The sequence below is a fragment of the Geodermatophilus siccatus genome, from assembly GCF_900103785.1.
Classification (GTDB): domain Bacteria; phylum Actinomycetota; class Actinomycetes; order Mycobacteriales; family Geodermatophilaceae; genus Geodermatophilus; species Geodermatophilus siccatus.
The window spans coordinates 1-10673 of sequence record NZ_FNHE01000024.1 but is presented as its reverse complement, the minus strand read 5'-3'; the positions used below and the strand labels follow the sequence as shown (position 1 = coordinate 10673).

The following is a 10673-nucleotide window of genomic DNA, read 5'->3' as shown; positions in this document are numbered from 1 at the left end:
CCACGGCGTCACCCTCCGGCGGGTGCTGACCGACAACGCCAAGAGCTACCGCGTCGGGCGGGCCTGGATCGCCGTCTGCGCCCAGCTGGGCATCGGCCGCCGGTTCATCAAGCCCGGGCGGCCCTGGACCAACGGCAAGGCCGAGCGGTTCAACCGCACCCTGCAGACCGAGTGGGCCTACGCCACCGCCTGGAGCTGCAACGACGAGCGCACCGCCGCCCTGGACAGCTGGCTGACCCACTACAACACTTCCCGCAGCCACTCCGCCCTCGGCGGCCGCCCACCGATCAGCCGACTCGCCGCGTGAACAACCTCCCTGGTCACGACAGCTAGCCGCACCTTGAGCCGCACCAAGAAGGCCCCCGTTTCCCCGTCCTGGGAGTTGGGGCGCCTTCCGCGTTTACACGGCGACCCAGCCACCCGTCACTCACCGGCCAGAGACGGCGACCTTGCGTCAGTACCGCCGCCTACCGTTGGCGCCGTGGACCTCACGCGTGGCTACAACCTCTCCCCCTCAGTGCAGTCCCGGCTCCGGCTCCTCGACTGGATCGCCGACAACGGCGGCAAGACGCCGGGGGCCATCGTGGATCTCGGTCCTCTCTTCGACCGCAAGGACCAGGAGGGTGCCATGGCCGTCGCCGGGAACCTGGAGGCCCTGGAGGCCCAGGGCCTGCTCCGACTCCAGAAGACCCTGGGCTGGGCAGGCTGGTCGGGCGATGTCCTGCCGCCCGGTCTAGACCTCATCGAGGACGTGGCGGCCCGACGGGGCGACCGTCTCCGCCGTCGCCAGGCGGCCCGGGACGCCTTCCTCCACTGGTTGTTCGACTGCACCCTCGACGGGAACGAGTACCCCGACAGCGACGACTTCTCCTCCAGCAAGTACGGCGCCTACTATGGCGAGCCCTTCACCGAGCAGGACATCAGCGCCGCCAGCCAGTGGCTCAGGGACGAGGGCTACCTCCACGGCACGACACTGGCCAGCGGCGACGTCGTCAACGCCATGATCACAACGAGAGGGCAGAAGGTCGTGGAGTCCGAGCGATCCGTCAACGCCGAGACCCAACAACCCGCCCCCTACTCGGTGACCACCGTGAACATCACGGGCTCTGGCAACAACGTGGCCGCCAACTCGTCCAACGTGTCGCAGACGACGACCGTGCAGATGACGGAGGACAACTCCCGACAGCTCCTTGGGCTCGCGGAGTCGCTCGCACAACTCACAAACTCCGGGCTCCTCGGGCTCACCGAGGACCAGAGCCGCGAGGCCGCTCTCGTCGTTGAGAGCCTCCGCGAGACGGCCGAGCTGGAGGCGGCCCCCGGCGGCGACGTCCGGACCCTCCTGGACAAGGCCAAGGAGGTGGCGCTCGCGGGGACCGGGACGGCCATCGGTCAGACCCTCGTCGCGGCCGTCGACCAGGTCATCCAGGCCCTCGGCCTTGGGTAGCCCTCCGTCCCGTCGCGGGTCGCTTTCTACTCCGGGGACGCCTGTTGCAGGAAGTCGTCCCAGTCTTCGCCTTGGGGATCGAGCGCTTCGGCGGCGCGGAGGTCTCGCTGACTGCCCGGCGCCAGCCTCAAGTCCTGCTCCGCCATCCGCACGGGATCACCTCCGCCACGCACGAAGTCGCGGAAGAAACGGGAACGCTCGGTCTGATACTCGGTGCTGGCACGTCGCGCAACGCCAGCTCGGAGCAGGCGAGCGGCCTCCTGCTTCCCGATCGCGTGCATATACGCGAAGGCTCGCCGCACATATTCGTGGATGCCCGGCCACGGAGGGTCGTCGTGCCCCTCGACGCCCTGGTAGGTCGCCAAGACGGCGAAGAGCAGGAGCTCGTCTCTGCTTCCAGCCGCTCCCCAGCAGCGCGGCGCGATGCACGACATGGTCTGCGAAGTACCTGTCCACGCTGAGTCCTGGGACTAGGGATCAGCATCGGCCGCCGCCAACAGGCGGCCCTGGTGCTCCAACGCCTGACTCTCGGCGATCCAGTCTCGAACGCAGTCGCGAAGGTCCGTTCCGGCCACGGTGTAGAGCGGCGACGTGTCCATACTTGCGTTGTACCGGATGGGAATGACGGGCCCCTGCTCGGCGGTCGACCAGGTGATTCAGGCCCCGCCTCGGGTAGCCCTCCTGACACCCGCTGGGCAGGATAACGGCATGGCCGACCATGACGACGGGCTCAGCGAGGAGACCAAGGCGATTTACCGAGCCGCCCGGCAGGCTCTGGCGAGCGGAGGCGGCAGAACTTGCTCCGACGAGCGAATCGCCGAGGCAACGGGGTACGACATCAACCTCGTCCGGGACCGCCTCGTGTTCCTGGGTTCCGACTACATCGACATCAAGCCCCGGGAGGACGGGCGAGTTGACGTGCTAGGCATCAGCACAGAGCCTCCACAAAACATCGACTAGCGCGCCCTCGGCCACAGGCCCCGCTTCCCGTCCGGGAGGCGGGGCCTCTGCCGTTGCAGCCGGTGGCCCGTGTCGCGCTGATCCACAACGCTCCCGCCATACCCCACGACGTCCAGCTCCGCCGGCCGCCTGCCGGAGACCAGCGGGGCCGGGTCTCGCTGGTCCTCGACGGCCGCCAGATGCTGCCGAACCTCACCCCGGCCGAGGCCGTCGCCGTCCTCTGGCGTCCCGGTCGACCGTGAGGCGGAGCGTGCCGCCCATGGCCACCGTTGGTGGCGCTGCCCGTGGCGGTTCGGCCGGTCCAGACATGCCTGCCAACCCCGCGTCTCGGGCACCCAGCGCTCCTCTACCGCTGTAGATCCACTCCGGGAAGACGGGTGGTTCGGGCCTTGACACCGTCAGGAACCACGGGATATTGACAGCGCCGTCTCGCTGGCTCACCCTGGGGCTGCCCAACTCAGAGGGGTAGAGGGACACGGCCCAACGAAGCCCCGGCAACCGCCGCCCTGCGCTTCCGCGCACCGGAAGGGTGCCAATTCCGTCCTATCGTCTGAACGACGCTGGGAAAGAATTGGCGCCGGAGGTCGCCAATGATATGCCCGCTCTTGAGCATCTCGCCGCACTTGCCCCGACCTCCCTTGCGCTCATTGTCGCGGTCGCAAAGGTGACGCGTACCGCGTTGATCCTTCGCTTCTGCCGACAGGTCCTACGAGCATCGCCGGATCCCGCGACCACGCTCCGCCAGCTGTCCCCGTTGATCAATGCCTTGAACGGCAAAGTGAGTGCGAACTCCGACGGCGCCGACGAACCAGTCGCCAAGATTCGTATTACCCGGGGGACAACTGCCCCACCCCGCAGCGGCGACAGAATCGCTCCACCTGATCGTCTACCGCAGCTAGAGCATCTCCGGTAGCGCGGGACTAAGTGTGCACAGCTCCGCCTACGAGGACATTGCAGCCCTCAGCGCTTACTCACCATCGTTAGCGTTAGCCCGACCGCCAGCAGAAAAAATCCAAGTATGCACAGCGCGATGGTTGTTACCATCTCAGCAGTCGAATGCGGACCGCTTGTGAAGGCCAGAGCGTACCCGCCCGCAAGCCCCGCACCGGCGAGCAAGCCGCCCATCGTGCTAAATGCACTCCCCGCCTTACTCTGACTAGACCCCATCCCCAGTCGGCTTACAGCTTGCTCTACATGCTCAGCGTCGACAGTCCGCAATCGATCCTTGCGCGCCAGCCTGATCGCCTCGCGAGTTAGATCGGTCAAGAAATCCGCATGCGCGTCAGCCAGGGCCGCGCCCGCGTCCGCGTCCAGCGACATAGGCCTAGCGGGCTTGCGTCGCAACTCAGCATCAATCCTTTGGCCAGCAATGGCCAAGCCTTGTGAAATGGGAACCGGACCGGCACCGCCAGTACCGGGCGTCGAACTAGTCATTTTGAACGGCTCGCACCCCTGTGTTGGTGCGCAACTCCGAGATCACGGCGACCTGGTCCCGCGCAGCACTCGCAATCAGTTCTCTCACGACCGGGTCTTTTATGCCGGACAACCCCTTCGTCTTGACATCGTAGCGCCGGGACGTGAGGCGGCCTATTAGGTCCACAACCGAGTTGGCGAGAATCGCAACACCCACGGCAATCAATACCGCGAACACCACATCCCTAACGGAGGAGTCCGCTTTAGCTTCAGTGCCCCAGAATGCAGTGACGACCGTGACGGCTGCGCCAAGAAGTGATGCCGAAAGAGCCACTATGGTACTTGCGGACGCCCAGAAGGTTGCCCTCTTCTTTCGTGGCTTGCGCTCGCCGCCACCCGCGGCCTGCTCCACTGGCAGGCCTGAGAACCCGCGCACATGCGCGTCCTGACGCAGACTAGTGCCGGAAGGGCTGTCGCCTCCCGCTTCCTCCAAGCCGCTCATGATTGACCCCTACCTCAAGGTGCCACAACCCTACAGAGGCTCGGCACGAAGTGGTCGCCATGCCATATGTGTGTCGACAACGCGCGCTAGCACGCAGCTACCGCTGATAGCCCATCCCCAGCAGTCCCGAGTTCAGCGCGATGAGCAGGTCGAGGCACTCCTCCTGCCGCACCTCGCCGACGACGATGCGCGAGGGCCGCATCCGCCCGCCCGGGGTGCACCGTGATCGCCACACGTCCGGGTCTGTCCCGGGCTGCACGTCTTGGCGGCACCATGCCCGCAGAGCGCGTAGCTTGCGACCCGCACGGCTTGGGCGACCCACCCGGCCGGGCACCGCACCCTCCGCCGGACCCTTCCGCCCGGCGACCCCTTGATGGGGCCGCCGGGCGGAGGGCCAAGATCCTCGAAAGGGGCACCCCCGCCCGGGGGGGGGGGCAGCCACTCCTAGGGAACATGCGCCGACCCTTGGCTAGCCACGGTGAACCGCACACTGACACGCCGCCATCCCGGACATCATTGCCGCGTAGGTCTCCGACCTGCCATTTCATCCCCCACTCCTGCTTCGACCTGCGGCTTCATCCGTCGGCAGTTGTTGGCACATGATGGCAGGTAACGGGTAGATGCGGCCGTCTTGCGGACTGCTAGCCCTCGCCTGACGGCCGGAGCGCAAAGGGAACGGCCCCGCCCCGGTGCAGCAACACCGGGACGGGGCCTTGATGCCTCACCGTGACGCGAAGGCCAGAGCGCCCCCGGCACCGCTCTGGGGCGCGCTGAGCTGGCCAAGCGTTAGGGGTGCACCGGCCCCGGGGGGCCGACGGCTTTGGCGCCCGGCTTGGTGGCGACCTAGATCGGCGGGCGCTTCAAGATGAACCCATTCGGCACGACGCCGACCACCTCCCAGCCTTCGCGGCCGGCTCGGTTGAGCTTTGACTCACCCACCACGTGCCCGGTAAGCCACTTGTACTCCCATTGTGGCCCCGTCCCACGGCAGCACAGGCTCCTCGTCTTCTTTTCGCCCGAACATCATGGCTGGAACGCTCGCACGGCTGTGCCCTCGAACCCCTGAGCGCGGCCCGTCGGACTGGGATAGCCGCACGACCGGTCGCTTCTGTAACAGCACTATGCACAGGTACGGAGGGCGGGCCGGGATCCAGGCCCGTCAGGCATTGGTGACGTCGGGAAGGCACTCGCCGATCACGGCATGGAGCTGGCGGAGCCTGTCGACGTCGATCCGGTTCCGCGCCCACTCGCGGTACGCCGTGTCGACCCGCTGAAACGGGCGGCGAGCCTCCGTGACCACTAGGTGGGAAGCGTTGGTACGCATCAACGGTGGCTGCGGTCCTGAGGAGTGCCGCTTTGGACAACTAGGGCTTGGACAGACGGGTCCCTTGTCTCAGTCCCAGAGTCCTGTCACAGATCAGTTAGCACCCAAGTAGGCCCTATGAGCCGTTGGCGACTGGTAGCGCCTTTGGAAGCCGCAAAGCGGGCAAACGACGGGTCACGGGGTGCTCGTCTCAGACAGGGGGACGCCTGAGGCATCCCCAGGCATGACACAAGGCGCTGCGTCACTTAGACCGCTAGCCACCGTATAAAGGTCCTGGGGGACTCTGATCACACTGCCGCCGGCCTTCGAGTCACCGGCGGCGAATATTAACACGAAGTTGGAACCTCCCCCATTTCCCAGCAGGTATGGCACCTTCTTACCGTCACACAGTCGCAAGGGATCGGAGTCGCCGGTCGGGAGGATTTGCGCGGGTGACCGATTGATCGACAAGTAGGACAACACATAAGAGTCGCTTCCTGGATCGCGGCCCGCTACGAGGTCCAATCCTGCACGTTGCGATGCGCCCCAGAAGTCCACAGACCATGTCGCTGTGGCGATCAATACCGCTGCGGCTGCTGCGTACTCAAGGCTGTAAAGCAGCGTCCTTGCGCCGTTGGTCAACCTTGTAAGGTCGAGTACGTCGACCGAGAAGTAGCCAAGGAAGAACCCGCCGAATGCCAAGGCTATGGTCAAGGTGATCGCCTCGCCAGCGTTTCCGCTACCGATGGTGTTCGTCTGTAAACGCTGCAGGTTAGAAAAGATCGAGTATGCAGCAAATGCGCCAAGGAGGAGCAGGGTCAACACGAGGACAATCCCCGTTCTCACGGGGTGCCGTTTCAGGTGAGCATCGACAAAATTGTTGATGCGTGACACGACTCGCTTCATCCAGCGGGCGCCTTGAACGGCAAGTGCCACCCCCCGACCCAACCGGAAACCCAGCCATCCGATAACGACTGCCGAAGTTAGAAGCACAAGTAGCGCTGCGGCATATCCAGCCGTATGCCCAACAATACTGATTTCACTGAGGCCCATCTCGTCAGTGGTCAGGCCGAACGGCTCATAGAAGTAATCGTAGGCAGGGCGCAACACTCCGTAGCACACGGCGAAGAACACGGTTCCGACGAGCGGCAGATGAAGCAACGTCGGGAGCAGTCTCGCTGGACCGGTCGGTGGTTGAGCCGCGCCAGTGCGACGCGCACCGGCAACTCGCTTGGTAGGCACGCATCGGTTCTACCTCGTGCGTATGACGATGCCCTGCCGCCATCTCTATCGTGCCGGTTTCAGACAGGTCGCACCAGTAAGACGACCGGCACCATCATCGCGATCTCCTTGCGCGCGCCGGCCTCGAGCAGCCGGCGTTTGCCGGCCTCCCGGACGTCGGCGGCCTAGGCGCGCAGCACCTCGGCCAGCGGGGTGCCCCGTTCGAGCGCCACGAGCAGCCCGTCGACGAAGCGGGCCAGCGGGTCCAGCGAAGTGCGGTCGGCGACCTGCTGGAGCGCGTCGGCCAGCGGCACGCCCGCCCGCGCCCGGCCGAGCGCCACACCCAGCTTGCGGGCGAGTTCACCGCCGGACAGCCCGGTCACCCGGGCGATCGCCGCGGTCGGGCTCTCCCCCGCCGTCACCGCCAGCGCCAGCAGCTCGGCCACCACGGGGAACTCGGCGAGCAGCAGTTCAACAACTGGGCCGGGCGATGGATGCCGCTAGGACTCCAGTCGGTCGGTTCATTCCAAGCCGCGGACTAGAGGCTATCGCCAGTAGCTTCTCGAAGGGCATCCAGCACCGTGAGCGGCTCTCCCGCTACAGGGACGCTTATCGTCCCACGTGCGACCCCATCGACCCCAGTTGAAGTGGCTTCCCATGTGGCAGTGACGGCGCCATCGTTCGGTGCTTGCAGGATCACGGCGGGCAAAACACGCTGCTGTGTGGCCGCAAATGAACCGGCTCAAAACGCAGCGTCGCGGACCCGCCGTTCTCGATATGCACTTCTCCGAACGGGGCTGCTGGGAACTGTGATTGTATCTGCAGCGCCTGGTATCTTAACGTATCGCTGATCGAGGCGAGCGGGTCAACTTTGTAGGGGCCAAAGGCTCTCGGTGGACCCGGTAGTCCTGGGGCCGGCATATCCGGCTCGCAAGCAGTTGCGTCGCCCGGAACGTAGAGCACTATCTCAACCTCGGGCAAATTTGATGGCGTCTCGTTCGAGACCTTGAAGACGCAGGGCTCCAGCAAGCTGCTCGCCCCGGCCCGTGCATTGGAGAGCAGATCAGTCTGCAGCTCCTGTAGGTAGCTTTGCACCTCCTCGCGATACTCCTCAGGTGTGCGATCCTCTTGTCGCATGGAGAGCGCTACGGACGCTGCCGCAGCGACGCTCCCCATGGCCTCTCGAAGTTTCATCTGCGCAGCCTCCAGCTGCGCTAAGTCCGAGGATTCAAGTTGTTCACCTCGGGATTTGCGCTCCTCCAGGCGCCTAAGCTCTTGAAAGCTAAGCGCCGAGACGTCCCCACTGGACCGCTTTCCAAAGACGACTGTTCCAGGGGGGCTCAGGTCGGCTGCCTTTCGCTTTGCTTCTTCTAGGGACCTCAGACACATGGCGCCAAACGACGCAACGACAGAATGAATCGCCTCCTCGGAGAAGTCGACGGGTCGAATCGCTGATGGCCGCTGCAATGACACGTCTAGCCCACCCAGGGTCCGATTCGAGCGTGCCCGCTTAACTAGGGCCGCGATCTCTGCGGACGAAGCCCGATCAGTCTTGCCGACTCGACGCACGAACACGTCGCCGTCTCGTACAACTCCCGACATCTCCCTGCGGATCGTAAATAGGGGGTCGCCATCTCTGGGCGCCGCGACCTCAATCACGAGAACCGACTTGCCTTCGACTGTTACCCAATGAGGCACCCAGCGGGGCCCATCCGTTCCCAGGTACGGAGTCCACCAGTTGCTCAAGTCAGCTGGATCGACCTCCGTTAGCTCCTGACCCGTCCGGGCTCTGCGCCAACAACCATGTACCCGCGGCCCTCGCAGAAGCGAGATGCCGCCTCGAGGGTCCGGTTGGCGAGGCCCACGATGCAGCGAGCGACAACCGCCTTGGCTTCTGGAGTGGGCAGGTCGAGAGTTCCCTTCCACTCGACCCAGGAACTCTCGTCAACAACCCCAGCTTCAGCGACTGCTCGAACTAGGTCTTGGAAGTCCTGCGGGCGCAGCGGGGCGCGACTTGTATCGAAGGCGAGGGCCACGCCGTAAGAGTGGCATCGTGGCGCACCCCGTGCCGGCGGCGTCAGCGTGTCGGTGGCTACACGAGGCAGGCCGGGGACTTCATCGGCGGGACAGTCCGGCAGCTCGGCACGACCGCGGGTACGTCGATCAGGCGCCGGAGCGGCAGTCCGGCCCATCCGATGGCCCCCGTGTGCCCTGCAGCTTTGAGACGCGCGCGGTCGGCTACGGCGCTGCACGCCGACTGAGGGACAGCTCAAAGTCCGACCGCTGCGCCTGCACCGGGCGACGAACACCCGCCCCGGCTCATTGAGCCTTTCCTGGTAGCGGGTCCGTCGGTCAGTTGATCACGTCGTGCGGTCGTGCATGTGGTGAAGCAGGACGAGGGCGGCGGCGGTGATCGCGCCGATCCTCCAGGAGCAGAGACTGACCGGGCGCAGCGCCTTGAAGCTGGTCTTGAGCAGGGAGTTGCCGCGTTCGGCGGGGGCCCTGACCGCGGCGTGCAGCAGGTTGACGGTGCGCTGATCGTCGGTCAGTGGCGCGTCGGTGGTCTTCTTGATCGGCGTAGTCAGCGACGCCCGCCCACCTTCGTAGCCCAGATCGGCGAGGGCGGCGTGCTCGTCGTCGGTCCACTCGCCCAGCAGCGGCAACGCCTCGGGGTGGGTACACAGCGCGATGGTGTCGTGCTCACGACCCGGCCGCACCGGAGAGGTCCACAGCGGCCAGCCGTCCGGAGCGGTGATGACCTGCACGTTGCCGCCGTGGCAGGCGTGCTTGCCCGACCACCACAGATCCGCCCGGGCATCAGTCCGGTCGGTCCGGGCGGTCGGCCCCGGGACATGGCAGCGGTCGGTGCGGACCAGCGTGCCGTCCACCGTCACGTGCGGATGGCCGGCGGCGCGGGCGGCCAGCAGCGCACCGCGTAGCCCGGGTGCGGCCGCGGCCAGGGCGTCGATGCCCTCGTGCAGATACCGGTAGGCCGTCGAGGAGCTGATGGCGTTGTCGGCGGCCAGCTGGGCCAGCCGGGTGCCGTCGAGAAACCAGCGCAGTAGCAGCACCGCCTGCCGGTAGTAGCCTAGCGCCCGACGCCGGCCGCGGGTGCCGCGGCGGCGGCGCTCGGCGGCCAGCAGGCCGGACATGAAGTGCACGGTCTCCTCGGCGAGGGGGAGCACGGCGGTGTAGGTGACAGGATCGGACACAGCAGGACTTCGGTGTGGGGCATCCGTGAGAAGACGTCCCTCCTACCGAGGTCCTGCGCTTGTCCCGGTCATCTCCCCACCGTCGGCGTGTCACCTCTGACCAGCCAACCGTCCGCTACTGGCTGGGCATCCAGCCGGACACGCTGCGGAACTGGGTCAAGCAGGCCCGTGTCGACGCCGGTGCCGAGCCGGGGCTGACCACCGACGAGCGCACGCGGTTGCGAGAGCTGGAGCGGGAGAACCGGGAGCTGCGCCGCGCGAACGCGATTCTGAAGTCGGCGTCGGCTTTCTTCGCGGCGGAGCTCGACCGCCCACAGCGGTGATCGTCGAGTTCATCGACGAGCACAAGGAGGAGCTCGGGGTCGAGCCGATCTGCCGGGTGTTGCGCGAGCACGGCCTGCCGATCGCCCCGAGCACCTACCGGGCGGCCAGGACCCGGCCACTGTCGGCCCGCACGCAGCGGGACGCGGTGGTCCTGGACCGGATCCGTGTCGTGCACGGCGACCGGGCGATCGGTCGCGGCCTGTATGGGGTGCGCAAGGTGCACGCCCAGCTGACCCGGGAGGGCGGCGTGGACGGCCGGCCGGTCTCGCGCCGCCAGGTGGAGCGGCTGATGCG

General features: G+C 66.3%; 12 protein-coding genes, 1 riboswitch and 1 other annotated feature. Of the genes, 5 read left to right on the top strand and 7 right to left on the bottom strand.

The annotated features are described in order from the left end of the window. Positions 1-307 (top strand): integrase core domain-containing protein (locus BLS21_RS24185; RefSeq protein WP_139177094.1); only part of this gene is annotated, 307 nt, incomplete at its 5' end. Positions 308-481: 174 nt separating this feature from the next. Further along, entirely contained in the window at positions 482-1444 is a 963-nt protein-coding gene (locus BLS21_RS24180) for a hypothetical protein (RefSeq protein WP_139177292.1), read from the top strand. A gap of 26 nt (positions 1445-1470) precedes the next feature. Here BLS21_RS24180 and BLS21_RS24175 read toward each other — a convergent pair whose 3' ends face one another. Next, positions 1471-1809 (bottom strand): hypothetical protein, encoded by a 339-nt coding sequence (locus tag BLS21_RS24175; RefSeq protein WP_139177291.1) that lies wholly within the window; start codon positions 1807-1809, stop codon positions 1471-1473. A 343-nt stretch (positions 1810-2152) separates the two neighbouring features. On the opposite strand from BLS21_RS24175, the gene BLS21_RS24170 reads away from it, so the two are divergent. Next, positions 2153-2404 carry a hypothetical protein gene (locus tag BLS21_RS24170; RefSeq protein WP_139177290.1) on the top strand — a complete coding sequence of 84 codons (252 nt, stop codon included), beginning with the start codon at positions 2153-2155 and terminating at the stop codon, positions 2402-2404. Between the two features lie 451 nt (positions 2405-2855). Then, positions 2856-2980, top strand: a riboswitch (SAM riboswitch). A 384-nt stretch (positions 2981-3364) separates the two neighbouring features. Here BLS21_RS24170 and BLS21_RS26520 read toward each other — a convergent pair. The 6 genes from BLS21_RS26520 to BLS21_RS24145 form a co-directional block, all read right to left on the bottom strand. Beyond that, a complete protein-coding gene (locus BLS21_RS26520; RefSeq protein WP_091224436.1) occupies positions 3365-3724 on the bottom strand; it encodes a histone-like protein in 360 nt (119 codons plus the stop codon). 106 nt (positions 3725-3830) lie between these two features. Further along, positions 3831-4319 carry a hypothetical protein gene (locus tag BLS21_RS24860; protein WP_139177288.1) on the bottom strand — a complete coding sequence of 163 codons (489 nt, stop codon included), beginning with the start codon at positions 4317-4319 and terminating at the stop codon, positions 3831-3833. Between the two features lie 1498 nt (positions 4320-5817). Beyond that, the gene (locus tag BLS21_RS24850; protein WP_139177287.1) at positions 5818-6756 is read right to left on the bottom strand and encodes a hypothetical protein; all 939 of its coding nucleotides are present in this window, start codon (positions 6754-6756) and stop codon (positions 5818-5820) included. 272 nt (positions 6757-7028) lie between these two features. Next, positions 7029-7292: a type II secretion system F family protein gene (locus BLS21_RS24150; protein ID WP_245700738.1), complete on the bottom strand. Its 264-nt coding sequence runs from the start codon at positions 7290-7292 to the stop codon at positions 7029-7031. Between the two features lie 247 nt (positions 7293-7539). Further along, positions 7540-8502 carry a hypothetical protein gene (locus tag BLS21_RS24845; RefSeq protein WP_139177286.1) on the bottom strand — a complete coding sequence of 321 codons (963 nt, stop codon included), beginning with the start codon at positions 8500-8502 and terminating at the stop codon, positions 7540-7542. Positions 8503-9203: 701 nt separating this feature from the next. After that, complete coding sequence (locus BLS21_RS24145) at positions 9204-9995, bottom strand: transposase family protein (protein ID WP_245700742.1); 792 nt, start codon at positions 9993-9995, stop codon at positions 9204-9206. Positions 9996-10114: 119 nt separating this feature from the next. Between BLS21_RS24145 and BLS21_RS26515 the strand changes: the two genes are divergently transcribed. Further along, positions 10115-10378 (top strand): transposase, encoded by a 264-nt coding sequence (locus BLS21_RS26515; RefSeq protein ID WP_091224429.1) that lies wholly within the window; start codon positions 10115-10117, stop codon positions 10376-10378. Further along, positions 10339-10467 (top strand) — a sequence feature (AL1L pseudoknot). It overlaps the preceding gene by 40 nt. Beyond that, a partial coding sequence (locus BLS21_RS26510; protein ID WP_139177284.1) for an IS3 family transposase occupies positions 10375-10673 on the top strand: 299 nt, incomplete at its 3' end. Its footprint overlaps the feature before it by 93 nt. The genes BLS21_RS26515 and BLS21_RS26510, both read left to right, overlap by 4 nt.

Bases quoted from the DNA above. Each gene is read 5' to 3' on its own strand.
- BLS21_RS24170 (WP_139177290.1), top strand. From the start codon at position 2,153: ATGGCCGACCATGACGACGGGCTCAGCGAGGAGACCAAGGCGATTTAC.
- BLS21_RS26520 (WP_091224436.1), bottom strand. From the start codon at position 3,724: ATGTCGCTGGACGCGGACGCGGGCGCGGCCCTGGCTGACGCGCATGCG.
- BLS21_RS24860 (WP_139177288.1), bottom strand. From the start codon at position 4,319: ATGAGCGGCTTGGAGGAAGCGGGAGGCGACAGCCCTTCCGGCACTAGT.
- BLS21_RS24145 (WP_245700742.1), bottom strand. From the start codon at position 9,995: ATGTCCGGCCTGCTGGCCGCCGAGCGCCGCCGCCGCGGCACCCGCGGC.